The sequence below is a fragment of the Pseudomonadota bacterium genome, assembly GCA_026388315.1.
GTDB lineage: Bacteria > Desulfobacterota > Syntrophorhabdia > Syntrophorhabdales > Syntrophorhabdaceae > MWEV01.
In genome coordinates this window covers 1-25,670 of record JAPLKA010000068.1, presented here as the reverse complement: position 1 = coordinate 25,670, position 25,670 = coordinate 1, and the positions used below count along the sequence as shown (strand labels likewise).

Genomic DNA, 25,670 nt, shown 5'->3' with positions numbered 1-25,670 from the left:
GCCATGGAGATCAAAACCAAGGGAGATGAAGTTCTTCGCGAGATCCTCCGGCGTCTCCTCGAAGGTCATAAGCACCCCGGGTTCTCCATAATCCAGGGCGCCCCGCATGAGAAACTCCATGGCGAAAAGCGTTTTACCGGAACCCGCACCGCCGCAGATCAGGGTTGGCCTGCCTCTCGGAAGCCCTCCCATCGTGATCTCATCGAGACCCTTGATGCCCGTCTGGCATTTTTCAAGAACATCAACATTATTTTTTGCCTTAACCATCGTGACCTCCCAGCTCCTTTACTAATCTGAAGTAATACCCCCCACCCACCCCTGCTCTTCAAGGGGGGGATGATGTCATTTTATCAAGGAATCCATTACCTTGCAATAGAAAAAATGTGGGGAGGGTCTCGTCAAAAGAGCTTCCTGAAGAAATTAGTGATGGGGTCCCCCCGCTTTTTACTTTTCCCCTGGCCGGAGCCGTTGGGGTGGAAGATGGTCCTGCTGAAAACGATCCGCCACCCCTTCTCCTCCTTGATCATCTCCAGGTTCAGCGTTTCGCGATTATAGAGCGTGAAGGGGCTTGAGACCACTGCCACGGCTTTCCTTTTGTCATACTTGTTGAAGATGACCTCATCGATTCTGAAATTCTGGACCTTGATGCGATTTTCCACATGATCATTGGTGAAATCCTTCAGGGTATATGCCTTTTTCGACACCTCGGAGAGTTGTTCGTAAGCGCCCCGATAATCACCCGACGTGACATCCTCCAAAAACCCGTTCACCAGCTTGATAATGTGGGATGTATCGCGGCTCGGCAAGGTGATCAAAGTTAGAAAAACCATCATCAAGGCGGCCAGGAAGGAATATCCCACCGCGGCGTACCGTTTGTTCCTTCTGAAAACGTTTTCGTAAACCCATTTTCGTTCAATGAAAATGATCGTGCCGATCCCGATGACGATGAGAACGACGGCGAGGATACTGCCCTTTAGCAGGAAAGAAACGCACATTCCGATAAAAATGTTTATAAGAGCGATGTAAAGAATTTCTTTTTTCATAAAGATAAGACCCCATTTCCCCCAGAGGATGCGAGCCGCAAACAGGCTTTTCTTAATTCTCCTTTAATTTTAATTAATTTACAAGTGAAAACCCTATTACAGAATTACTTATTCCCCCCATCCCATTGTCCCGCCTTCGGCAGGATTAAACCGTACGGATTGCGGATACTTCAGTGAATAGTCGTTAGTTAATAGTGAACAGTTAAAAACATTTTATCAAGCTCATTGTCATTCCCCCGTTCGGGGGCAAGACTCTTGTACCATATTTTTAAATCCGTATCTCGTTTTTCCACGCTTCGCACTTCACATATAACGCTTCACGGGTTTCCACTATCCACCATTCACCATTCACAACATTTCATCTTTTCTGCCTTTTTAACTATTCACTATCTACTATTCACTGCCTTTTTCACACCTGAGGGGGCTTTTTCTTTTCCGGCACAGGTTCCGGGGCAATCGGTATCCGCAGTTCCACTAAAGCACAGAAAACCCGCAGTTCATCAAGAAGCGCCTGACGGTCAGGTTTTGTGTATTTTTTGGCGCCCATCTCAATGTGTGACTCTACGGATCGTAAGACGGCAACCTGTCTTGTCATGGATGGGAGCCTTATGACGCCCGGTTCCGGTTTTACCTTCTTGTACGCTGTAAGCAGATTATTCAGGGCGGCATTGGTGACGGGTGTCTTCGTGATGGCCTCAAAAATCTTATCGCGATCCGGGCAATCGAGGTTGGCAGCAAAGAGATACCCTTGGGAAACAGGGAGGTTTTCCGCCCGGATTGCTGTCTGAATCTCAGGAGGAAGTTTTAAAAGGGAAATGCCGTTATGCAGCGTCGTTACTGATTTTCCGGTGATCTCTAAAATGGTACCAACTGTTGGTACCAATTCATCGGACAGGTCATCAGGCTTCAGCTTGTAGCGTATCAACTCACTCATAACCCCCTGCACATAATATCCTTTGTCAGGATGTCTTGCCTGAATATATGCGAGTATCCCTTTGGCCTGATCCATGGGAGGATGAGCATAGGGCACAGAGCGTGGAGCGGTGAGGCTAATAGCTCAAAGCTGAAAGGGGAAAGGAGCAACGCGCTTGATAAAATGTCTTTAACTATTCACTATTCACTGCCTTCATTTCCGCAATCCTCACTGTCTGATCGCCTCGCTATAATCATCAAAACCCATTGCAGTGATTTCCGGACTCAAAGGGGTTGATTTGCCGGTGAGACAGAGAATGATTCCCTGCATTACCGGCAGCATTGAAAACGTTTTTTTAAAACGTGCAATATTTGACCCCATGGACAAAGCCGGTGTCTTGCTGAACTTGATTTCAACAGGTATGAGTGTCTGTGCTGCCCCCTCAATCAGGAGGTCAATTTCAAGGTTATTATTTGTTCTCAGATAGTAGAGTCGTGGTCTTTCTCCTTTGTTAAAGAAAAGCTTCACGGTCTCCTGAATGCAAAACGTTTCAAAGAGCGCACCCGCCATCGGGCCGTTCAGCAAATGTTCCCTGCTTCTCAGCCCTACAAGGTGGCATACGAGACCACAATCAAGAAAGTAGACCTTCGGCGCCTTCACAATCCGTTTCCCGAGGTTGTTATAATAAGGGGCTAAAAGGTAAATAATCCGGCTCGCTTCAAGTACGGACAACCAGGATTTAATCGTTGGAACGCTTACCCCTATATCGCCTGCAAAAGTGGACAGGTTCAATATCTGTCCGCATCTGCCCGCCAAAAGCTGCATGAATCGCTGAAAATCTCTTAAATTTCCGATGTTGTATATGTTCCTTACATCCCGTTCGAGATATGTCTGTATATAAGAGCTATACCAATTGCCTGATTCAATCGAAGTATCTGCTACAATTTCCGGATAGCTTCCCCGTAAACATGCGTCAACAAAATAATCGAGTGTGTCTTTTATGGGCAGCGCCGCCTTTTTTTCATTTACAGAAAAGGGAAGCAAATCAAGCAGTGCAATCCTCCCCGCCAAAGAATCCCCCAAATTTTTTATCAGGGGAAATTGCTGCGAACCTGTAAAGACATAGACGCCCTTTTTATCTCTTTCCCTGTCTATCCTCATCTTGATATATGACAGAATCTGCGGAGATAACTGGATTTCATCAATAATGACCTTCTCGCCCATTGAATCAAGGAAAAAATGCGGGTCAGAAATGGATTGTTCTCTTATGAGCGGGTCATCAAAACTTACATACCTGTATTCCTTCAATGTATGCATGAGCAACGTTGATTTGCCCGATTGCCGGGGACCTGTTACGGCGAGGCTCGGAAACGTATTGAGTAAATCTCTTACTTTTGACTCTATTTGTCTGTTTATGTAAACCATACACCCTTTATACTATGCACATCAATGAATGTCAATACACATTTGCTGTGACACTTTAATATTGTATTTATTGAAGAGGCCGAGGGGTCAAGGGGCCGATGTTCGGCATGAAAATTTAAAAAACATAACGCAAATTTATTGCCGACTTTACATGAACATATTATAATGGATTGCATCAAGTAAACCTTCAGGAGAATAGCATGACAAAACTTGTTCTAATACGGCACGGGCAGAGTGAATGGAATAAGGAAAACAGGTTTACGGGCTGGACAGATGTTGATCTGTCGGGGCAGGGTGTTGAAGAGGCGCGACAGGCAGGAGAAATATTAAAGAGAGAGGGGTATATGTTTGATATTGCCTTTACCTCTGTTTTAAAGAGGGCTATCGCTACCTTATGGATTGTCCTTGAAGAGACGGATTTCATGTGGATACCTGTATATAAATCCTGGCGATTGAATGAGAGGCATTACGGCGCTTTGCAGGGACTCAACAAAGCGGAGATGGCACAAAAATTCGGGGAAGAGCAGGTGCACATATGGAGGAGAAGTTACGATGTCCCGCCGCCATCTCTTGAAAAGACTGATGAACGCTACCCGGGTAGCGACCCGAGATACAAAGACCTCAACCAACAGGACATCCCGGTAACTGAAAGCCTGAAAGATACTATAGCGAGGGTCCTGCCTTACTGGCATGAAGCAATAGAACCGGTTATCAGGGCAGGTAAGCGTGCTATTGTTGCGGCGCATGGAAACAGCCTCCGGGGACTGGTAAAATATCTCGATAATATTTGCGATGACGAGATACCTGCGCTCGAAATCCCGACAGGCAAACCCCTTGTCTACGAACTGGATGACGACCTGAAACCCATCAGGCACTATTATCTGGAAAGCTGACTGCAACTATTTACGTAAATGAAAAATCTTCTTTTAACACGGATAACAAAGGAATACACAGGATTGACATATTCCGGAAATATGTGGTACACATAATAATGTGAAACTAAAAGGAGACCGTTATGGATAAACAGAATGTCACTTTGTCACTTTCCAAGTCTCTCATCAAGAAAGCTAAAACCCTGGCAATTATGAAAGACAAGTCGTTGAGCGATCTTTTGCGGGAGACCCTGGAGGAAAAGGTCAGAGAGGAAACGGGTTACCAGAGGGCTAAAAAAAGGCAGATTGCCTTTATGGAAAATGGTTTTGACCTTGGTACACAGGGGAAAATTTCTATTTTGAGGGAAGCACTCTATGAAAGATGCTAAGATATTCGTAGACACCAACATTCTGGTATACGGATACGACACCTCTGCCGGAGAAAAATACGCTATAACGAAGAAAATATTGAAAGACCTCTGGGATACCAGCAATGGCCTGATCAGCACCCAGGTTTTGCAGGAATTTTTTGTAACGGTGACCAGGAAAATAGCAAAACCTATGGATGCAACGACAGCGAAAGAAATCGTGAAAGATTTCCTGAAATGGAAAACGGTAGTTACCAATGGCACATTGATATTGGAAGCCATTGATATCCACCATAAGCATCTGTATTCATTCTGGGACTCTTTGATTATTGCCTCGGCTATCGATGGGGGAGCGACGACTATCCTTTCAGAGGACCTTTCCGACAAGCAAAAGATAAAAGGGATCGTTATCAAGAATCCTTTTCATACCTCTTTCCGGTAAACCCTGCGACCAGATCGCATTAAGGTCAATTTTTATGTCCGAAGCCGGGTACCCACTTGTGGGTGGACAAGTTTGAAAATTGAATAAAAGGAGGTTTTTATGCCAGTAGCTGATTACGCAACTTTTTGTGCCATGATTGACAGGGCCAGGGAACTCCATTTCTGCTATCCTGCCATTAACGTAACATCTCTCCAAACAGCCAACGCAGTATTAAAGGGACTTGCAGAGAGCCAATGCGACGGTATCATACAGATATCCACCGGCGGCGCTGCCCATGCCTCCGGCACATATCTGAAGAGCATGCCCCTTGGCGCTGCTTCTATTGCAGAGCATGTGCACCGCGTTGCCGCACATTACCCCATCTTCGTTGCGCTCCACACAGACCACTGCCAGGCCGATGTACTGGATAGTTATGTGATTCCCCTTGTTGAGGAGACTGAAAGGCGCCGGGCTGCGGGATTGCCTAACCTTTTCACCGGCCATATGTTTGATGGGAGCGCCCTTCCTTTGAAAGAAAACCTCGACATATCCCTTCCATTACTGGAACGCTTCCATAAAAGCGAATTGTTCCTCGAAATAGAAGTGGGCGCAGTAGGGGGAGAAGAGGACGGAATCAAGGCCAGCGGGGCTGCACGGCTTTATACTACCCCGGAAGACACGCTTGAAGTTGCCCGCCGGTTGAATGCTGTCAAGGGCGCACGCTACCTGCTTGCGGCAACATTCGGAAACGTTCATGGTGTATATAAGCCTGGCAGTGTGAAGCTTAAACCTTCGATCCTGAAAGATTGCCAGGACGCCGTTGAAAAGACTTACGGAAAGGATGCCCGCTTTGATCTCGTGTTCCACGGGGGATCGGGCTCCAAACTCGAGGAGATACGGGAAGCCATCGACTACGGTGTGGTAAAGATGAATATCGATACTGACACACAGTATGCCTTTACCCGTGCCATTGCTGACCACATGCTGAAAAACTACGATGGGGTTTTAAAAGTGGATGGCGAAGTGGGAAGCAAAAAGGCATACGACCCGCGTTCTTATATGGCGCTGGCAGAAACCGCAATGGCAGAAAGGGTAAAACAGGCGGTAAGAGACCTCCGCGGCGTTGGAACGACCTTTTTCAAAGCATAAGGAGTGTCCTATGGAAAACACCACATTGGATTTCGGGATAGAGAGGCTTGGTGAGTGTCGCATATTGTCGCCACTTGCCGGTATGCGATTCACAAGCGATGCTCAGCGTCTGATCTACCATAATGACCCTGCAGATATCAGGGTGTTTTTTGATGCCGGTAAAGAGCCCCCGGCCATGGAGGTTGCAGGTCCGAGGGAAAGAATATTCTTTGATCCCGCTGAATTACGATGTGGCATTGTAACCTGTGGCGGGCTTTGCCCGGGGCTGAATGATGTGATCCGGGCTATCGTTATGAGCCTTTACCATCATTACGGTGCAAGTAAGGTCTATGGCTTCCTTTACGGTTTTGAAGGGCTTGTTCCTCATTATGGCCATACGCCCCTCGAACTTACCCCGCAATCAGTGGGCGGCATCAATAAATTTGGCGGCACGTTCCTCGGGTCGTCCCGCGGGCCACAGGATATATCAGAGATGGTGGATACCCTGGAACGCATGAACATCGGGATTCTCTTTACCATTGGGGGGGACGGCACGTTGCGCGGAGCCCGTGCCATCAGTGAGGAGGTCAGCCGCCGGGGGCTCAGGATTGCTATAGTTGGTATTCCAAAAACTATCGATAACGATGTCTCTTTCATAGACAGGTCTTTCGGGTTCATGACTGCCGGCTCCGAAGCACGGAAGGCAATCGCTTCTGCACACAGTGAGGCATACGGGGCCCGTAACGGTGTGGGGCTTGTGAAGCTCATGGGACGCGATTCCGGTTTTATTGCTGCCTATGCCGTCCTTGCAGACAACGAAGTGAACTTCTGTCTTATCCCGGAGATCCCTTTTTCTCTTGAGGTTTTTCTCGATGCCCTCGAGAAGCGTCTCCGCAATAGAGGTCATGCTGTTGTTGTTGCTGCAGAGGGTGCAGGTCAGTACCTCCTGGAGGTACCCCGGGAACGTGATGCCTCGGGCAACACACGTTTTAATGACATTGGCATATTTCTGAGGGACAAGATTAAGGAACGTTTCAGCAAGATCGGTATGGAGATGAATTTGAAGTACATTGATCCAAGCTATATTATCAGGAGTGTCCCTGCTGATGCGAATGATGCGGTTTTCTGTCTCCTCCTTGGGCATAACGCAGTACACGCCGGCATGACAGGGTGCACCAATATGGTCGTAGGTCACTGGCAGGGTGAGTTCACTTATGTCCCCATCCCGCTCGCCGTGTCCCGGCGCAAAAAAATAGACCCTGACGGACGGGTCTGGAGCAGTGTCCTCGCTGCAACCGGGCAGCCGGCAGATATGCGGTAACGAACATGATTATGTAAGAGGGAGATGCTTTGCCAATTTTTCACTGGAAAATCTCAATGATATCTGATACTATTCTTTCCTTAACTGGTCCCATCGTCTAGTGGCCTAGGACGCTGGCCTCTCACGCCGGTAACGCGAGTTCGAAACTCGCTGGGACCATTATATATGTTACAGGTTTAACGCTCTGGAGTTACTGAAAAAATCACCTTTGATAAAATCTTTGAATGCCTGTAATGCCCTGCCTCTGTGGCTCACTCTGTTTTTCTCCTCCCTCGTGAGCTCAGCCACATATTTATTCAATCCGGGGACAAAAAAAACAGGGTCATAGCCAAACCCGCCTTCACCTTTTCTTTCAAAACCGATAATCCCTTTCAGGTGTCCATAGAAGACATAACTGATTTCCTTTTCCGGGATATAGCAGGCGATATAGGCCTTAAAAATTGCGCTTCTTTTTTCCCACGGCACGTTTCTCAATTCGTCAAGTAGCCTGTTAATCCGGTCGTCATCGTTTTTTCCGTAGCGGGAAGAACAGACACCCGGTCTGCCTCCAAGCGCCTCCACTTCAAGGCCTGAGTCATCGGCGATTGTATAGAGTCCGAACCTTTCTCCTATCTTCCTTGCCTTTTTTATAGCATTTTCCACGTATAGCAGGCTGTCTTCTTCAATTTCAATCTTCTCGGGAAAATCACGCAACGAATAGAATGCATCAAACTCCTGTGCAAGGACGTTCTTTATCTCTTCAAATTTTCCATTATTTGTTGTGGCGACGATAATGCTTCTCATAATTATAGCTAAAATTTTATACTGCCGGGAACTGCGGGCCAAGCATGACCTTCTGCTGTCTCGTGATTTCGCTTATGCCCTTCAATGCATATTGGTACATGGTATCGAAGTGTTCTTTTGTGAATGGCGTTTTTTCGGCTGTGCCCTGAACTTCTATTAATAAGCCTTTTCCTGTCATGACAAAATTCATGTCTACATCAGCCCTCGAGTCCTCTTCGTAGGACAAATCGAGCATAATCTGGCCATTCACGAGCCCTACACTTATTGCTGCTACAGAATCACGCAGGGGTATCTTTTCGACGGTTCCTCTTTTCTTCATGGCCCATAGAGCTTCAACAAGGGCCACATATCCACCGGTGATACTCGCAGTCCTTGTTCCGCCATCTGCCTGGATCACATCACAGTCGATCCATATGGTCCGTTCACCGATAACATCAAGGTTAAGAACAGCGCGGAGCGCCCTCCCTATAAGTCTCTGAATTTCGTGGGTCCTTCCCCCCACCCGTCCGGTCACTGCTTCCCTGGTAGACCGCGACTGGGTAGCCCGCGGTAGCATCGAATATTCAGCAGTCAGCCATCCCTTACCGGAATTCCTCAGAAACGGCGGCACTTTCTCTTCAATGCTCACACCACATATCACTTTTGTATCTCCCATCTCTACAAGGACTGAACCTTCCGGATATTTCAAAAAGTTTTTGGTTATTCTCAGTTCCCGTATCTTGTCATTTGGTCTTCCGTTATTTCTCATTTTACTGGCCTCTTTTCATGAACTTCTGGATACCTTCATGCAATTTATTAAGCATTTCATTTGCCTGCTCATTTGTACACTCAATTTTAATAAAAATACCAGGCATATCAACCCCGAGGAGTGGAAAGAGGGAAAGCCCTTTCGCTCGTTTCCCGAATGATGTTGCAACTTCTTTTGCAAGTATCATTGAATTATCGATATGCTGGCCCGTAACCTCTTCAATTGTAAGAAACCTTCCTGTACCCTTCTTCGCATCTGTAAAAGCAATAAGCACATCTGCCTTCTCGCTTGTCCGCAAATCCATAGCGAGCATGAGTGAGGCGTTTGTTTTATTTATCCTGTTTATAGTTTCAAGATGTCTGTCAATATTATCTGCCTTCTCATAGATACTCACATTATAGCCTTTGCTGTCAAAAGATTTCTTCAAAAGACCCCAGACTGCCTGATCCTTGCCGCCCATCCGGTAAATGACGATCCTGTCGCCGGCATAAGCGTTAAAAAAGGGGAAGAGCAAGCATATGAAAATGAAAATCTGCTTCATCAGGAGTTTCCTGTGTCCACAATGTTCATATATAGTGTTATTCTCTTATTTTTCTGTAGATGTAGCCGATTAACCAGACTGTGGTCAGAAAAAGGAAAACAACAAAGAATACCCAGACCAATGCACCCAGTATGTTGAGGAATATCCAGAGAATCAAAAGGACGATGAAGATTACAAAGCTTAATACGATTCCTGCCGCCAATATGAGGGAGCCTCTGAAAAAATCTTTTATTATATGTGACATATCTTTTCCTGTTTCTTTCGTTTTACTTTTTTTCTAAAATATACTTTTCGAGATTCACGGCAGCAAGTGCGCCATCACCGACTGCGGTAGAGATCTGTCTCAATGTCTTCTTTCTTACATCCCCTGCAATGTATAATCCATTTGTTCTGGTCGAAAGAGCTTCGTTAGTCAGCACAAATCCTGCCTCGTCCCTGTCAACAAGGTCTCCGAGAAAAGAGGTATTCGGTTTTGCGCCCACATAAACAAAGACACCATCCACCTTTACTTCTGTACGTTCTTTGGTTTTTGTATCCTCAACCGCTATATATTCAACCTGGTCTTTCCCGCCTATCTCAACAGGTTTCTTATTCCATAAAAATTCCATCTTGCTGTTCCTGAACGCCCTGTCCTGGATTATTTTCTGAGCTCTTAATGCATCGCGCCTGTGGATGACATAGACTTTTTTCACGATATTCGCCAGGGAAAGGCCTTCTTCAATGGCTGCATCCCCTCCGCCTATAACTGCAACATCAAGGTTCCTGAAGAAAGAACCGTCACAGGTTGCACAGTACGAAATGCCCTTTCCCAGGAATTCAATCTCGCCCGGTATACCCATTTTAGCCGGCTCTGTACCTGTGGCAATCACGATCCCTATAGACTCATAGGTTGCTTCTGAGGTTTTTATGGTAAACCTCTCGTCTTTCCGAGAAATCCCCTCCACCTCAGAAAATTCCTTAATTAAAAGCCCGGTATTTTTTGCGTGGGCAGTAAATCGGTCCATCAAATCCCTGCCGGATATGCCTTCCGGAAAACCCGGATAATTTTCAATATGCCAGGTATTTAAAGGGGTTCCGCCAGGCATCGCCTTCTCAAGGAGGAGCGTATCAATTCCTGCCCTCATGAGGTATATTCCGGCAGTGAGCCCGGCAGGGCCACCACCTATGATTATTGCTTCATGAAATTCAGCCACATCAATCTCCCAAATTAGTTCATAGCTCATAGTTCCTGGTTTTCTTATGCCATCAGCCATCAGCCATCACTCATTGTAAGTAATCCAACAACAATATTCAAATGGTTTTTGAAATTTAATTATGCTATCGAAAAACCATTGAAAATATGCTTGACTTATGAACGCTTTATTGTAATTATTATTCGTTCAATGACTGAACAGATCAAAAACTTTCGTTTTTTATCAGGTGATGCCAGTTATGGTACGGCGGTAGCCTATCCAGAATACACCCGCGAAACATGAATCATGAACGAGACAGAGTTTAAGGCATTAAAAGAATTATCTACTGACGGGGCCGTATCTCAGCGTGACCTTTCGAAGAGGGTAGGTTTGAGCCTCGGCGGTGTAAACTACATCATTAAAGAGCTTATTCAGAAGGGATACATAAAGGCGCAGAGATTCAAAAATTCGAACAACAAGGCTGCCTATGTGTATGCAGTAACCCCTAAGGGTATTAACGCTCGTATTCAGCAGACACAATTTTTTCTGCAGAAAAAGATGGAGGAATATGAGAAGTTAAGACGGGAGATAGATGAACTGCAAAAGGAGAATGGGGAATAGAAGCATAAGAAATGGAGAGTAAAACAATGGATAGCCATACAAATTTAATAAAAGAGAGAATCATTACAACAATTGAGAATCTACAAAAGTTGAACTCAAATAATGATGTTCTCAATCGAATTGCAGATGCTGCCAGATTAATTGTTGATGCCATCAAATCCGGCAATAAACTCATGATATGCGGAAACGGCGGAAGTGCTGCCGATGCCCAGCACATGGCAGGTGAGTTTGTGTGCAGATTTTATAAAGACAGAGAACCATTGCCGGCAATTGCATTAACTACAGATACGTCTGTTCTAACATCGATCTCCAATGACTATTCCTATGATGATGTGTTCAATCGCCAGGTGAAAGCGCTTGGGAAAAGCGGCGATGTACTCCTCGGCATCAGCACAAGCGGCAGTTCAATGAACGTCCTTGAAGCATTCAAGACCGCCCAGGCAATGGTAATAAAGACCGTGCTTCTCACCGGCACAACAAAAAAGGCTATTACAGCACATAGCGATATAATCATAAGAACCCCATCCTCGGATACCCCTCGTATCCAGGAGATGCACCTGCTCATTGAGCATATCATCTGTGAGATTGTTGAAAAAGAGTTTTTATTAAATAGATAAAATAATTACAATTGGAGGTCATGTGCCGATATTTATTATTGCTGAAATAGGTATTAATCACAACGGAGACATGGGCATTGCAAAACAGTTGATTGATGTTGCAAAGGATGTTGGATGCGATGCGGTGAAATTTCAGAAAAGAACTATTGATCTTGTGTATTCAAAGGAATTGTTGGACTCACCACGGGAAAGCCCTTGGGGAGCAACGCAGCGGGCACAGAAAGAAGGCCTCGAATTCGGGCTGAAAGAATATAAAGAAATTGATACATACTGCAAACATAAGGGGATTGAATGGTTTGCATCTGCTTGGGACATTGAAAGCCAGAAATTTTTGCGGCAGTTCAATTGTAAATACAATAAAATAGCCTCTGCGATGATCGTTTATGAAGCCTTGCTCAGAGAGGTAGCTTTAGAAAAGAAACATACATTTATCTCTACAGGGATGACAGAAACTGGGCATATTGACCGTGCTGTAGAGATATTCAGAAATGCAGGTTGTTCTTTTGAACTGATGCATTGTATTTCGACTTACCCAATGGACGATGAAGAAGCCAACCTGAACCGTATCAAAACACTTCGTGATCGCTATAAGTGTGATGTGGGATACAGCGGGCACGAGGTTGGCCTGGCGGTTTCATATGCAGCAGCAGCCCTTGGTATTACGTCACTGGAAAGACACATAACCATTGATCGTGCCATGTACGGTTCTGATCAGGCAGCTTCCGTCGAAGCTGCAGGATTTCGTCAACTTGTTGGCGCGATCAGAAAGATTGAAAAGGCAATGGGAAACGGCAATATTGCTATGAATCATAAAGAAATTAAAATTGCAGAAAAACTGAGGGCACACATTCCCTTTGAATCTCATCGGTAGAGGAAGTTGATGATGGCAAACGTTGTTGCGGTGATTCCAGCACGTTCCGGTTCTAAAGGTGTTGTTGACAAAAATATCAAGTTATTGGCTGGACACCCGTTGATTGCTTATAGCATAGCGGCTGCACAATTGGCAAACAGCATAGATCGTATTATTGTGTCAACAGATTCTACTGAATATGCTGGCATTGCACGAGAATATGGTGCAGAAGTGCCTTTTTTACGGCCCGATGAAATTTCCAGCGACAATAGTACGGATTATGATTTTGTCAGACATTTGCTTGATTGGATGATAGACAACGAAGGAACAACACCCGAATACCTTGTGCATCTTAGGCCCACAACTCCTGTACGGGACCCGGTAATTGTTGACAGCGCAGTTACCACGCTCATAGAGAATGTAGAAGCTACATCGCTTCGCTCCGGGCATCCCGCTTCAGAATCTCCCTTTAAATGGTTTTTACTTGGTAATAGTGGTTATTTTATGAGTATACACCCTGACTATTCCAATGAATTCATAAATAAACCGAGACAGTCTTTTCCAATGGTATATATACCGGATGGATATGTAGATATTCTCAAAACGTCTTACATCCTCGAAACAGGCATGTTGCACGGAGAGAAAATGCTTGGTTTTGTCTCTCCGGTATGCCGCGAGGTAGATACAATAGAGGATTTTGAATATATTGAATTTGAGCTTGTACAAAAAGGAAGCCCCTTGCTCGATTATATGAAAAAGAAATACCCCGCGGAGGCCTGAATGTCCGGATGGAAATTTAATCTTGAACCTGTTGCTGTTACTTTAGTCAACACAGCATACAGAAAAATACTGACAAAGATACCTGCTCCGGAGAGTTTGGAGATATTTAATACATTAGATGAGTACGAAGCACAAGCCATGCACGGACAACTGCCGGTGGTGTGGGATAAAGCAGAGGGTTTTCAGGTTTTCGATCCATATGGAAACTGCTGGATAGATTTTACCTCTACAATATTTCTGGCAAACTCGGGTCATGCAAACCCAAGAATAGTTGATAGTCTTCAAAAAACATTGGATCAAAAGCTGCTTCACACATACACATTCCCCAGTCAGATTCGTGCAACGTTTTTAAAAAAACTGATTAAAATAACACCTCCTCAATTTGAAAAAGCCTTTTTATTATCCGCCGGAACCGAAGCGACTGAATGTGCTGTAAAATTGATGAGGATGCACGGCCAAACTATCAAACCAACTAAGCTTGGCATCATTTCTTTTCAGGGTGCCATGCATGGCCGAACTATGGGTGCAGAGATGCTCAAGGGAGATCCCCTCAAATCTGCCTGGATTGGCTACAGAGACCCGAATATGCATCATTTGCCTTTCCCTTATCCGTGGATTGCAGAAGACACCCAGAACAAGCAATATGACTGGAGGAATCGCTTCCAAGAGGATATGGAGGCTTTAAAAGCAAATGAATTAAACTTCGATAATATTGCAGGTTTTATGATTGAATCTTACCTGGGATGGGGCGCTATCTTCTATCCTGTTGAATACATTAAAGCACTTGTAGATTTTGCAAAAGAGTATGATTGCCTGGTTACCTTTGATGAAATTCAGGGTGGATTCGGGAGAACCGGGAAACTATTTGTTTATCAACATTATGATGTTGAGCCTGATTTGCTCTGCCTCGGCAAAGCGATAAGCGGCAGTTTACCTTTGTCTGCTGTTGTTGGCAGTCAAAAGATAATGGATCTGCCCGAATTTGGTTCAATGAGCAGCACGCATTCTGCAAATCCTCTTTGCTGCGCTGCCGGCTTAGCGAATTTAGAGGCAATTGAATCCGGGAATCTGGTTGAGGAATCAGCCAGAAAAGGGGAAATACTCCATCTCCGGCTCAATGCACTCAAGGAAAAGTATCCCGATAGGATTTCATATATTTTTGGTAAAGGATTACTGGCTGGTGTTATTTTTAAAGACCCCGAAACAGGTAAACCGGATGAATTGTTCCCGAGTCGGGTATGTGAAAAAGCCATGCAGAAGGGATTACTTCTCGTTCACACAGGTCGGGAATCAATAAAGATCGGGCCACCGCTAACAATACCGGATGATGCCTTAGAAGAAGGTCTTGATGTGCTTAATGAGGCAATTGCGGAGACAATTCAGGAAACAAAATGATCAAAGACATCCGCCACACAGGCATAGTAGTTATTGACTTAGAGACATCACTACATTTTTATCGTGATCTTCTCGGTTTCCAGATTGTAAAACAGATGGAAGAATCGGGGGATTATATCGATAATATCTTATTGCTGCACAATGTTAAGGTTACAACGGTCAAAATGACTTCACCATCCGGTCAAATGATAGAACTATTGAAATACCACTCGCATCCCGAAGAGCAAAAGAAGCGTGAAATCTGCGAAATAGGGATTTCCCATATAGCATTTACCGTAGATGATCTAAATTTTGTGTATGAAAAGCTTAAGGATAAGGGAATTCAGTTCAACTCGCCCCCGCAATTATCCCCGGACGGTTATGCAAAAGTTACCTTTTGCAGAGCTCCGGAGGGAACTTTGGTCGAATTGGTGGAGGTATTGTAGTGTCTTCGGTAAACCCACAAAGGGATTATGTGGCTATAACATATAACGAAAAAGACAGGCCCTTCACCCAGTATCCCGATAAATTAGCCCGCTATCTATCCTTGAGGTATAAATTGCCAAAAGGAAGTAAGATTTTAGATTTGGGGTGCGGCCGTGGTGAGTTCATGAGAGGTTTTATCAGGTGCGGTCTTAACGGATACGGGGTGGACCAATCTACTATAGCGAAATCCGTCTGTCCTGAAGCTGAAATATTACAGTCAAATCTGGAAAATGAACCATTGCCTTACGATGATAATTCTTTCGATGCCATCTTTTCAAAATCAGTTCTCGAGCATTTTTATTATCCTGAAAAGCTGGTCATGGAAATATATCGTATTGTTAAACCGGGCGGTCTGGTTATTACAATGGTTCCCGACTGGGAATCCGTTTATAAAACATTTTATGAGGACTATACCCACAGAACACCATTTACCGCTAATTCTTTGAAAGACATTTTTTTAATCAACGGATTTGACGATGTAAAAGTGGAAAAATTCAGACAACTTCCCTTTTTATGGTCATTTCCCTATCTCCAGCCCTTCTGTTCAATTGTAGCATTTATAGCGCCTCGATCCCTACGACAATATAGTAAACTTGTAAGATTTTCACAGGAAATCATGTTACTTTCAACTGCGGTTAAACCAAATAACATATTGTGAGGACAGAATGAGCGCTTCCTTTAATGGATTATATTGTATCCATCTGGAGTTGACAAGTAAATGTAACAAAAACTGCTGGATGTGCGGCAGAAGAAAGATAGATAGAGAATATCCGGAAATAGCAATGAATTATGGAGATATGGATTTTGAACTGGTAAAGAAAATAGCTGATCAACTGCCTGAAGGAATAGTAGTTCAGTTTCATAACAATGGCGAACCACTGCTTTATCCACAATTCGGAAACGCGGTCAGATTGTTCAAGGATCAGATTAAATGTGTGGATACCAATGCCAAGTTGATAGTAGAGAAGGCCGATGAGATCATAGATAATTTGGATACCATAACCATATCTGTCATAGAAAACGACCCGGATGGGGATGAGCAATATGAGCTGGTTAAGAAGTTTCTGGAGATCAAGGGCAAGAGAAAACCTCATATGATTTATAGATGTCTGGGGAAGGTGGATACGGGAAGGTGGGAAAAATTGGATGGAATAGTTGCCACCAGGATATTGCATAACCCCTTGGGAAGCTTCAAATATCAGAAAAGGCCAACCGTACCGGAGATAGGGATATGTTTGGAAATATTAAATCATATGGCCATTAATAGACTCGGTGAAGCTTCTACTTGTGTGAGGTTTGATCCGAAAAGATTAGGGGTTATTGGAGACGCCAAGACAACTGCTTTAGTGGATATATGGAATAGCCCAAAAAGAAAAGAGTGGGTCAAGCATCATATAGCGGGGAATAGGGATAAAATCCCTCTGTGCAGTTATTGCGATTTCTGGGGAGTGCCGACAGGGCTGTAGAAAAGGAAATAGTGGGAGAGTATGTTGATAAATGAGAAAAAATGCTATCTGTGCGGTAGCAGGTCTGCTTGGTAGGTAGCAAAACCATTACGCATATTACCATAGAAAAAAAGGTTTTTTCTTTCAGGCAATTTCATTCACCGGTAAAACCATATGTAAATCTTACCGATGCTCAACGAAAGCTGGCTAAAGAATTCAACCAAGAAGCTGAAGATGGCAGAATCGAGTTCGAATCTGTCCCATGTCTTTGCGGTTCCACCACCTTTGATCTGATTGCATCTGTAGATAAGTTTTCTATGCTGCAGCAAACAGTTTTATGCATAAAGTGCGGGTTAATTCAATCGAATCCGCGTATGACACAAAAGGAATATGCCAATTTTTACTCATCGGATTTATACAGGAAATGTTATGAGTCAGAGGCTTACCTCCATATGTATGAAAGTAAATATATTGAAGAGACAGGGCAGCATATATTTGATGAAATAAGTAAAATTAAAGCAATCGACTCTGATTGCTCTGTTCTTGAAATAGGTGCAGGGGGTGGCTGGAACCTCCTGCCCTTTATCAAAAGAGGTGCGCATGTTTTAGGGATTGATTACAGTCCAAGCCTTGTTTCTCTGGGAATGGAACATGGAATTAATATGGCTGAAGGCAACGTTTCTGCCATAGAAGGGACATACGATATAATTATTATAAATCATGTTCTCGAACATTTAATGAATCCGGTAAACTCTCTCAAGGGCATTTATAAAAACCTGAAACGAGACGGATTAATATATATTGCCGTCCCGAATATTCTGAATTTTAACATGGGTCAACTCCAGAATGCACATACGTATTACTTTGTCCCCAGGAGTTTCCTGCATTATTGCGCGTTATCGGGCCTGAGAAGCATAATTCATGGTCCCGCAGAAGTCATCCATATGTTTGGTATTTTTAAGTACAATGACAGTGATGTAACCGATGTTGACTTGGGAAATAATTACAAGGAAACATATTCTCATTTACGAAAAACGAGATTTGAACAGTATGCAAAGATATTGCTGTCAAATTTCCATTTGAAAAGGATGGCTCGAACGATTTATCACAATGTTTTCCGAAGGGCATAAGGCGATCAGAATATGAAAATTTTACTATGCAATATACCGATCCGTTCTGTGCCCGATCCATATCCTCCGGTTGCGTGCACAAGCTTGTGCGGCTTCCTGATTAAGGGCGGCTATGACCCGAAGTTCTACGATATCGATGCCCAAAGACCTTCGGTTGATGAGCTTTCAAAATATTTTATGAAGGAGCAATTCGATATTGTTGGTATAAGTGCTGTGGTGTCGACCAGTTACCTATATACGAAAAAACTGGTTAATCTCATAAAAAAGGTTTCCCCCCATACGCAGATTATTCTTGGGGGGAATCTGGCTGCCGCCCATGAGGTTATTCTTCGGAAATGTCAAGTAGATGTGTGTGTTATAGGCAAGGGAGAGGAAACGCTGTTGGATCTTGTCAGACATTGGGAAAAATATGGTGATTTTAAGACGATAAGCAGGGAATTATACGACATCAAGGGAATCGCCTTTTTGGACCATAGAGGGGACGCTCAATTTACAGGATACAGGAAAGCGTCCAGCGATGCAGACATAGAACATCAGCCCAATTATGAGTTGCTGGATAAGTACTCCAATATCAATCAGTATCTGATAGATCCGATGACAAGGTATGATTTTGCTTATGATCCCCGCTCCCATGAACCTTGCCGTCGTGATAAAAGGATGGCAACAATTTTTACATCTAAGGGCTGTATAAATAGATGTACCTTTTGCCATCGCTGGATAAAAGGGTACAGGGTTATTCCTGTGCAAAATGTAATTGCAACGATCAAACATTTAATGGAGGAATACAACGTGACTCAACAATAATCAGGCGGCTTAAAGAGGTAGGCTTAACGGCCATATACTTTGGTGTTGAAAGTGGAAGTGATAAAATTTTAAATGTTATGGACAAAAATGCCACTAAAGAAAAAAATTATAAGGCATTGAAAATTTGTGCAGAAGCAGGGGTATACACGATTACTCAATTGGTCATCGGTATGCCTGGAGAGAATGACAGCACCATTAATGAAACAATTGAATTTCTCAAAATGTCTTCGAAAGGTTTATCCGGCTTTCAGGAAGTAAGCATTAATTACCTTCAGGCCCTCCCTGGGACGCCATGTTATGAGCTTTTGCGTTACCATGGCTTTCTTGGGAGAAGCATTGAAGACGAGGAAAAATATTTATTGAATGTCTCCGATATCAATGCATCTGAATTCAGGCATTATATCAATGTATCAGAAGAGTATCTGTCGAAGGTAAAACTGTGGAAGACGAAAATCAGGACAATGAATACGATTAACTGGTTAAAGCAGCATAACTGGAAATTTCCCGATAATTCCGAAGAAAGTCACAGAAAGAAATATAGCGGTCAAAGTGCGATAATGGATAATGTAAAATACTTTATTAAGCATAACGTATGTTTACTAAGAACAATTGATTTCATGGGGGAGTTTTTCTGGAAAGTAATTCGTGTGATGAATTATTACTCCTTATATGGCGTAAGAAAAGGTTTCTTGATTATGCTTGGTTTTGTTAAGGAGCAGGATCAGACTTCATTCAAGGTGGAAGGTGTATCACTTAGAAAGATTTTACAGGGAAAGAATCATCAATTATCAGCAGGAACTGACGGTTATCAGAAATATTGAATAAAATTATCGGTCTATAATCTTTTGCATGTCTAAAATTAGAATAATAGGAAGAAACATCGGCTTTCTTGTATTAAACCGCTTAACGGTGGCGGTTGTTACATTTTTTCTCTTCCCCTTCATCGTGGGGCATGTGGGAAAGGAGTTGTATGGTGTGTATTTGCTTGTTATGACTATCACAGGTTATCTTGGAATTCTGGATATAGGGGTGATGTCTGCACTAACCAAATATGTTGCCGAGTTTAACGGGAAAAAAGATTATGAAAAGTTGAATAAGATCATTAACGCTTCTTTTTCTTTTTATGTACTTATCGGCGTGGTTATAGCGCTACTGTTATTTATTTGCTCGGCGCATTTTTCGAATTTTTTTAAAATTGAAGACTCGAACATTAAGATAGTGAAACAATTGTTTTTTGCAGCAGGCATGTCTGCCTTTTTAGTTTGGCCATTAAGCACATTCCGCGGGGCTATTCAGGGATTAAACCTGTGGAACATTGATGCCTCTGTAAATATAATCGTTCAAATATTCAACGCCATTGCAACATTTATCATACTCTCTTCAGGATACGGCATCGTCCATCTTTTTATTGCAACACAAATTCTGACAATATCCGGCAGCATAGTACTCTTTTATATAGTGAAGAAGAAGGTAAACCTTAAAATTATTTTTCCATACCAGGATATTGAGACTTTTAAATTTATATTTAATTTCAGTTTTTTTATGTTCCTTGGCTCACTGATAAACATTTTTTTATTTCAGGTACACAACCTGATTATTGGATATTTTATTTCAGTATCAGCGGTATCGATATATGCAGTCGCTTTTAATATTCAGAATTATCTGAGAACTATCAATTCAACTATCGGTGCCCCTGCTTGGACAATCGCATCGGAAATGGAAGGAAGGCGCGATCATGAAGGGCAAAAAACCTTGCTTTTTAAAGGGACCAAATATATGTCAGCTCTGTTTCTGCCTGTCATATTGATAATGTTTTTTTATGCCGAGCATTTCATCAATTACTGGATGGGTAAAGGTTTTTCTGAAAGCATAGTACCTGCAAAAATAATCATTTTGTTCTGGCTTTTTAACGGTACTATGGAATTAGCTACAGGGATGCTTTCTGCAAAGGGGATTGTAAGGGCGCCGCTTTTTATTCAGCTTTCTGTTGCCATTTTAAATATTGCAATAGGTATTTCGTTAATAAAATATTTAGGGATCACCGCTGTTGCCCTCGGTTTGACTGTCTCTATGGTTTTTGTCGGATTTCCGTTATATTTAAAAATGTCTCTTAGAAGTTTAAAAATCACCTTTAAAGAGTATTTTGATAAAGCCGTAAAGAGCAACCTGTTGTTTTATTTGTTTGTGGTGTTGTTGTCGTTGGTCATGCCAAAATTGTTATATCCAAAAAATATTTACTTCACACTTGTTGAGATGGCAGCCATTTATATTACATCGATACTCTTTTATTATCTGGTCCTTCTGGACAAATACGACAGGTATGAGCTTAAAAAGATCATTTGAGCGAAACCCTACAAACATTTAATAAACAAAGCACAATGTTCCTGAACACCACTGCTGACAGGAGGTTTTGGAAGAGGGAGGGGAAAATCCTGTTTCTCGGGGAGTGGTGCAGGATTTTTTCGCAAAGATCAGAAGAGGAAAAATTATCCTACGAAGTGTTGCCCTACCACTGGGACGACCGTGAAAGAATATACAGGGACTACCTTTATCTTGACGAATTATATGAACGGGTACTTGTTCAAATGAGCAGGCTTCTCAATGATATTCATGAAGTGAACTATTCCAAAAGATACTGGCGGATCATAATCGGGCCGTGGCTCAATTATTTTATCGGGACGGTGTATGACCGTTATCAATCTATTGCTTCAGCATGTGAAAGCGGAAAAGTAGACGGTGTTCTCATAGGCAAATACGGGCAATACCAATGGGTGCCTGAAGACTTTGCCCTATTTCTGAAATGGTTTATAGATGACGGCTACAATAATTTTCTCTATTCCCGGATCATTGAACGTATAAATAAATTGAAGTTTGATTACCTTGAGACGGACATCGCCGACGGCGAATTTTCATCTAAGAAAGACAATAAAGGCAGATCGTTTGCCACTAAATCTTTGTTGAGAAATCTCGTCTGGTATCTCGGAAACCTGATGCCGTCGAAGCTGAAAGAAACAGTATTCTTATTGACCTCCTTAGATATCATGAATGCCCTTAAGCTGCAATTTTCTCTTAGTCAATACCTCTATTTTATCACACCCGAAATTACAGTACCGGAACCGGATATCGATGAGTGTATGAGGCGCAGATTATCTTTCGATTTAGCAGACAACGGTTTTGAGCGCTTCTTGAGCGGTTTTATCAGCGAACAGACACCATCTTTGTACTTGGAAAATTATTCCCTGATGAGTGAAAAGGTTTTAAAGACCTATCCGAAAAGGCCGAGGGACATCTTTACCGATAACGCCTTTTTTGCAGATGAGGGATTCAAGTTCTGGGCGGCCTATCATGTGGAAAGAGGCGCTAAACTCCTGGGAACGCAGCATGGCGGGCTTTATGGGGCTGCCCTCTGGTATGGAGACGAGGCCCACGAAACAGCGATCTGTGACAGGTATTATTCCTGGGGATGGGAATCGGATACTTGTAGAAACGTAAAACCCATGCCGCCAGTAAAATTAATCAAGCTAAAAGAGAAACAGGATATGATCCATTCAATGAAAGAGGGGAGAATCCTGACGGTATTGGCAAATTTTCCCCGCTATTATTATCATATGTACAGTATTCCCTACAGCGCTTCCGGTGTATTGAGATATTTTCAGTATCAGTATGATTTTTGTAGATTTCTTCCAGAGAGTATACAGAAATTATTGTTAGTCCGTTTATTCGTGCATGACTACGGTTGGAGCCAACGGGATCGCTGGGCCACCGAGTGTCCGGAGGTTGAGTGCTATAACGGGAACAAATCTATAACCGAACAGCTCAAAGAGTGCCGCTTGTGTGTTGTAACCTACAACGCAACGACTTTACTTGAAACTTTTACATTAAACTTTCCAACAGTTTTATGCTGGGACCCGGAACAGTGGGAGATAAGGCCTTCTGCCCGGTTGTATTATGAAAAACTGCATGAGGCAGGCATCTTGCGCTATACACCTGAATCTGCGGCAGCCAAGGTCAACGAAATCTACCGTGATCCGGCAACCTGGTGGGCGCAGGAGGAAATTCAGGAGGCAAAGAACGAGTTTTGTCACCAATTTGCCCGTGTGTCTGACAACTGGTTAAATGAGTGGAAATCAGAACTTCTGGAAGTCAGGCAATGATCAGAGACGAGATCCGAAATCTGTACCAGAACATCGAAGGATGTATATATTCCACAGGCTCAGAAGGATACTGGTCAAACCTCGACAAAAAAGAAAATGAAGAGTTGGTCTCGGTGCTGGAACATATGAGCACGAAAGAATCCATAGAGAAATACCAGCCGTGGCTTTCCGTTATCATTTTTTCCCCGAAAAGGGGCGGTGGTTTAGAATTGCTTGATCTATCGGGAGACGAAACGTGTATCGATTATGGGTGTATGTGGGGGGCATTGACTGTTGCCCTGGCGAAGAGATGCAAACATGTCCTTGGCGTAGATCAAACGATGAACTCACTCAAATTTCTGAACGCCCGGATACGCGAAGAAGGGCTGGAGAACGTTGACCTTTTATGCGGAGATTTAAGAGAAATCAGGAATTTTGAAAACAGATTCGATGTGGCTGTGGTAAATGGGGTCCTCGAGTGGATACCTGAGAACGGACCTATAGAATTGAAAAAATATTTCGGTAAACGCGACGTTAAGAAGTATTCAGGTGATCCTCATGAGCAGCAGATGCTTTTTTTGAGAAAGGTGCACCAGAATCTGAATGAAAAGGGCAAGCTTTATTTATCCATTGAAAACAGGTTTGACTTCAAAACGTTCCTGGGCATGAAGGACCCCCATGCGAATGTTCTATTTACCTCATTTCTTCCAAGAAAAATTGCTGACCTCCTATCCGGATTGATCCTTGGAAGGCCCTATGTGAACTGGCTCTATTCCTTCAAGGGAATTGATGCCCTGTTGAAGGAAGCAGGTTTTTCAGGGGCGGATCTTTACATGTGCTTTCCCGACTACCGTTTTCCTGAGAGGATAATTCCCTACAGCTCGTCATTGAAAGATTTCAGGAGAACTATATCGTTGAGAAATGCAAAGGGGCAAGTTACCATCAAAAGGAATCTGGCTGCCGTTGCTGAATACATTACCTTCAAAATTTTGAAGGCCAAATATTTTGCTCCATCCATTGTTGCTATAGCCTATAAATGATCGAGCTACTGAAAAACTGTTCTAATGGAAATGACGTTTCCACTTACCTGGTAACCTGCGATACCGGCTTTAAAAAGATTGTAAAGATAGCTGCAACCCCGGTCGGGATCAGGAATTTGAGGCGCGAAGTTGGGGGATGGGGCTGGTATCAGGAGATGCGGTATCCAAAAAAGGAGGAACCGATCTGCCGGATAGTCCAGGAAGGAGAAAGTTTTTTAAAAATAGAATTAGAGTTTGTGGAAGGCGCAAGGGCAGATTGCCGAAAAGGATTGGAAAGGAACCGTGAAAACATAAGAAAGGCCGTAGAGCACTATTGTGAAATATGGCCTTTCTTATCTGACGGTACCGCTCCGCTTCACGGAGATTTGTCTCTCGATAATATAATCTATAATGCTGATGGCGTTCATATGATCGATTGGGAACATTTTCATGAAAAAGGGGCGCCCTGGGGGTTTGATCCGCTTTATCTATTGTTCGAAACGCTCTTTTTGCGGATCCGGAACGGCAAAAAACCTTCACGGGCAGAGGTAGCCATTATTGCCGACAGCATCGGTTTCTTAAACAGAAAACAGGAGTTGCAGCCTCAGATGATCGATCATCCTCTGAGGTTCCTTGTTGAGTTCATCACCGGTAACCATGAGCTGTGGTGTGACGAATTACCGGCATTTCAAAATAAATTCCCTATACTTGCATTTACCGCCGACAGAGTTTCCTCTATAGACACCATAATCCGTGTCAGACTGAAAGAGGGCATGTGAAGAAAATGTATCAGCGGGAATGGCATGGAATTCCTTTGGAATCTGTTGCGGCAGTCTCTTCCACCAGGCTGCCTGACACATCTTTTTATGCCTCCTTCTACGCTGTTTTTTTCAAGAAATATAGCAGATTTGAGGAGCTTGATCCATCCTGGGTTCAATTGAAAACCCAAACGGCCGCATTTATCAGACAACACAGCAAATTTAACAATGATAAAAGGACTCTTTCCGTTGGCTGTGGCCTGGGAATAACCGAAAAAGCTTTGATAGACGGGGGCGGCTCCAATATTGAGGTAACGGAGATATCTCCGGAGCCCCTTCGCTGGCTCTTCCCCTATATCCCGAGCAATCATGTTCATGTCGGCCTTTTCCCTTCCTGCCTGCCGGACAATAGAATCTACGATTTTGTTTTTTTACCGAGTGTTGACTACTTTTTCGATCAGCCCGAACTGATAGCCTTTCTGAAGGCAGTGAGAGAACGGTTGTCTCCAGGGGGTGTATGCCTTCTCATAAGCTGGTCTTTCGAACCTGCGGTCACTATTCAGAGGGTTCTCGGAGCAGTAAAAAGAATGGCAGACTACGTTTTGGAAAAAACTAACATGAGAAGGCGGAGACAGTTCTGGGGATACTTGAGAAACCGTAAGGATTATCGCTCTGCCATGGAAGCATCCGGATTTACAGAGGTACATGACGGATTCCTGGAGAAGAAAACGCGCTGGGATACATACTGGATCGAGGGAAACAGGAATTGATTTTTGCGAACTTTAGGCTTTGGGAGGTCAAATGATCCAAGTTCAACGGCCATCAATTGGCGATGAAGAGCTGGCAGAGGTGAAAAAGGTATTTGATACCGGATGGCTCGGGATGGGCAAGTGGGTCTTTGATTTTGAGAACAGGATC

The 25,670-nt window shown here is 43.5% G+C and carries 30 protein-coding genes and 1 tRNA gene; 22 read left to right on the top strand and 9 right to left on the bottom strand.

All coding sequences use genetic code 11. The annotated features are described in order from the left end of the window. The 4 genes from NTX75_10250 to NTX75_10235 form a co-directional block, all read right to left on the bottom strand. On the bottom strand, positions 1-267 hold a 267-nt coding region (locus tag NTX75_10250), incomplete at its 3' end, for a KaiC 1 (protein MCX5816601.1). A gap of 131 nt (positions 268-398) precedes the next feature. Further along, positions 399-1,043: a hypothetical protein gene (locus NTX75_10245; protein MCX5816600.1), complete on the bottom strand. Its 645-nt coding sequence runs from the start codon at positions 1,041-1,043 to the stop codon at positions 399-401. A gap of 409 nt (positions 1,044-1,452) precedes the next feature. Next, complete coding sequence (locus NTX75_10240; GenBank protein ID MCX5816599.1) at positions 1,453-2,052, bottom strand: hypothetical protein; 600 nt, start codon at positions 2,050-2,052, stop codon at positions 1,453-1,455. 132 nt (positions 2,053-2,184) lie between these two features. Continuing rightward, positions 2,185-3,381, bottom strand: a complete 1,197-nt coding sequence (locus NTX75_10235; protein MCX5816598.1) for an ATP-binding protein — start codon at positions 3,379-3,381, stop codon at positions 2,185-2,187. Positions 3,382-3,581: 200 nt separating this feature from the next. Here NTX75_10235 and gpmA point away from each other — a divergent pair, with 200 nt between their 5' ends. The 6 genes from gpmA (at position 3,582) to NTX75_10205 (ending at position 7,650) form a co-directional block, all read left to right on the top strand. Beyond that, positions 3,582-4,274 (top strand): 2,3-diphosphoglycerate-dependent phosphoglycerate mutase, encoded by a 693-nt coding sequence (gene gpmA, locus NTX75_10230; GenBank protein MCX5816597.1) that lies wholly within the window; start codon positions 3,582-3,584, stop codon positions 4,272-4,274. Between the two features lie 122 nt (positions 4,275-4,396). Next, the gene (locus NTX75_10225) at positions 4,397-4,642 is read left to right on the top strand and encodes a DUF6364 family protein (GenBank protein MCX5816596.1); all 246 of its coding nucleotides are present in this window, start codon (positions 4,397-4,399) and stop codon (positions 4,640-4,642) included. Next, positions 4,629-5,063: a PIN domain-containing protein gene (locus NTX75_10220; protein MCX5816595.1), complete on the top strand. Its 435-nt coding sequence runs from the start codon at positions 4,629-4,631 to the stop codon at positions 5,061-5,063. The genes NTX75_10225 and NTX75_10220 overlap by 14 nt, the downstream gene beginning before the upstream one ends. A gap of 99 nt (positions 5,064-5,162) precedes the next feature. Continuing rightward, positions 5,163-6,191, top strand: a complete 1,029-nt coding sequence (fbaA, locus tag NTX75_10215) for a class II fructose-bisphosphate aldolase (protein MCX5816594.1) — start codon at positions 5,163-5,165, stop codon at positions 6,189-6,191. Between the two features lie 10 nt (positions 6,192-6,201). Continuing rightward, positions 6,202-7,491, top strand: a complete 1,290-nt coding sequence (locus NTX75_10210; GenBank protein ID MCX5816593.1) for an ATP-dependent 6-phosphofructokinase — start codon at positions 6,202-6,204, stop codon at positions 7,489-7,491. A gap of 86 nt (positions 7,492-7,577) precedes the next feature. After that, positions 7,578-7,650, top strand: a tRNA-Glu gene (locus NTX75_10205). 9 nt (positions 7,651-7,659) lie between these two features. On the opposite strand, the gene rdgB is transcribed toward NTX75_10205, so the two are convergent. Genes rdgB through trxB form a run of 5 tightly spaced genes read right to left on the bottom strand, consistent with a single transcriptional unit; the run spans position 7,660 to position 10,816 of the window. Next, positions 7,660-8,274, bottom strand: a complete 615-nt coding sequence (gene rdgB / locus NTX75_10200) for an RdgB/HAM1 family non-canonical purine NTP pyrophosphatase (protein MCX5816592.1) — start codon at positions 8,272-8,274, stop codon at positions 7,660-7,662. A gap of 16 nt (positions 8,275-8,290) precedes the next feature. Continuing rightward, positions 8,291-9,022, bottom strand: coding sequence for a ribonuclease PH (gene rph / locus NTX75_10195; GenBank protein MCX5816591.1), 732 nt, complete (start codon positions 9,020-9,022; stop codon positions 8,291-8,293). Between the two features lies 1 nt (position 9,023). Beyond that, positions 9,024-9,563, bottom strand: coding sequence for a hypothetical protein (locus NTX75_10190; protein MCX5816590.1), 540 nt, complete (start codon positions 9,561-9,563; stop codon positions 9,024-9,026). A gap of 37 nt (positions 9,564-9,600) precedes the next feature. After that, positions 9,601-9,807, bottom strand: a complete 207-nt coding sequence (locus NTX75_10185; GenBank protein ID MCX5816589.1) for a hypothetical protein — start codon at positions 9,805-9,807, stop codon at positions 9,601-9,603. Positions 9,808-9,829: 22 nt separating this feature from the next. Further along, positions 9,830-10,816, bottom strand: coding sequence for a thioredoxin-disulfide reductase (gene trxB / locus NTX75_10180; protein ID MCX5816588.1), 987 nt, complete (start codon positions 10,814-10,816; stop codon positions 9,830-9,832). A 225-nt stretch (positions 10,817-11,041) separates the two neighbouring features. Here trxB and NTX75_10175 point away from each other — a divergent pair, with 225 nt between their 5' ends. The 16 genes from NTX75_10175 (at position 11,042) to NTX75_10100 (ending at position 25,522) form a co-directional block, all read left to right on the top strand. Then, positions 11,042-11,356, top strand: a complete 315-nt coding sequence (locus NTX75_10175) for a MarR family EPS-associated transcriptional regulator (protein MCX5816587.1) — start codon at positions 11,042-11,044, stop codon at positions 11,354-11,356. 11 nt (positions 11,357-11,367) lie between these two features. Continuing rightward, complete coding sequence (locus NTX75_10170) at positions 11,368-11,973, top strand: D-sedoheptulose 7-phosphate isomerase (GenBank protein MCX5816586.1); 606 nt, start codon at positions 11,368-11,370, stop codon at positions 11,971-11,973. Between the two features lie 22 nt (positions 11,974-11,995). Then, the gene (locus tag NTX75_10165; GenBank protein MCX5816585.1) at positions 11,996-12,844 is read left to right on the top strand and encodes an N-acetylneuraminate synthase family protein; all 849 of its coding nucleotides are present in this window, start codon (positions 11,996-11,998) and stop codon (positions 12,842-12,844) included. 9 nt (positions 12,845-12,853) lie between these two features. Next, the gene (locus NTX75_10160) at positions 12,854-13,603 is read left to right on the top strand and encodes an acylneuraminate cytidylyltransferase family protein (protein ID MCX5816584.1); all 750 of its coding nucleotides are present in this window, start codon (positions 12,854-12,856) and stop codon (positions 13,601-13,603) included. After that, a complete protein-coding gene (locus tag NTX75_10155) occupies positions 13,604-14,998 on the top strand; it encodes an aspartate aminotransferase family protein (GenBank protein MCX5816583.1) in 1,395 nt (464 codons plus the stop codon). After that, positions 14,995-15,423 (top strand): VOC family protein, encoded by a 429-nt coding sequence (locus NTX75_10150; GenBank protein ID MCX5816582.1) that lies wholly within the window; start codon positions 14,995-14,997, stop codon positions 15,421-15,423. The genes NTX75_10155 and NTX75_10150 overlap by 4 nt, the downstream gene beginning before the upstream one ends. After that, on the top strand, positions 15,423-16,121 hold the full coding sequence (locus NTX75_10145) for a class I SAM-dependent methyltransferase (protein MCX5816581.1): 699 nt from the start codon (positions 15,423-15,425) through the stop codon (positions 16,119-16,121). The genes NTX75_10150 and NTX75_10145 overlap by 1 nt, the downstream gene beginning before the upstream one ends. Before the next feature lie 7 nt (positions 16,122-16,128). Continuing rightward, positions 16,129-16,929, top strand: a complete 801-nt coding sequence (locus NTX75_10140) for an SPASM domain-containing protein (protein MCX5816580.1) — start codon at positions 16,129-16,131, stop codon at positions 16,927-16,929. A 68-nt stretch (positions 16,930-16,997) separates the two neighbouring features. Then, positions 16,998-18,038 (top strand): class I SAM-dependent methyltransferase, encoded by a 1,041-nt coding sequence (locus NTX75_10135; GenBank protein MCX5816579.1) that lies wholly within the window; start codon positions 16,998-17,000, stop codon positions 18,036-18,038. Between the two features lie 12 nt (positions 18,039-18,050). Beyond that, positions 18,051-18,842, top strand: coding sequence for a cobalamin-dependent protein (locus NTX75_10130; GenBank protein MCX5816578.1), 792 nt, complete (start codon positions 18,051-18,053; stop codon positions 18,840-18,842). Next, on the top strand, positions 18,734-19,663 hold the full coding sequence (locus NTX75_10125; protein MCX5816577.1) for a radical SAM protein: 930 nt from the start codon (positions 18,734-18,736) through the stop codon (positions 19,661-19,663). The genes NTX75_10130 and NTX75_10125 overlap by 109 nt, the downstream gene beginning before the upstream one ends. A gap of 28 nt (positions 19,664-19,691) precedes the next feature. Continuing rightward, positions 19,692-21,185, top strand: a complete 1,494-nt coding sequence (locus NTX75_10120; GenBank protein ID MCX5816576.1) for an oligosaccharide flippase family protein — start codon at positions 19,692-19,694, stop codon at positions 21,183-21,185. Positions 21,186-21,220: 35 nt separating this feature from the next. Then, positions 21,221-22,996 (top strand): LIC12162 family protein, encoded by a 1,776-nt coding sequence (locus NTX75_10115; GenBank protein ID MCX5816575.1) that lies wholly within the window; start codon positions 21,221-21,223, stop codon positions 22,994-22,996. Then, positions 22,993-24,015, top strand: a complete 1,023-nt coding sequence (locus tag NTX75_10110; GenBank protein ID MCX5816574.1) for a class I SAM-dependent methyltransferase — start codon at positions 22,993-22,995, stop codon at positions 24,013-24,015. The genes NTX75_10115 and NTX75_10110 overlap by 4 nt, the downstream gene beginning before the upstream one ends. Next, entirely contained in the window at positions 24,012-24,773 is a 762-nt protein-coding gene (locus NTX75_10105; GenBank protein MCX5816573.1) for a hypothetical protein, read from the top strand. The genes NTX75_10110 and NTX75_10105 overlap by 4 nt, the downstream gene beginning before the upstream one ends. A gap of 5 nt (positions 24,774-24,778) precedes the next feature. Beyond that, positions 24,779-25,522 carry a methyltransferase domain-containing protein gene (locus NTX75_10100; GenBank protein MCX5816572.1) on the top strand — a complete coding sequence of 248 codons (744 nt, stop codon included), beginning with the start codon at positions 24,779-24,781 and terminating at the stop codon, positions 25,520-25,522. The last annotated feature ends 148 nt before the right edge of the window (positions 25,523-25,670 follow it).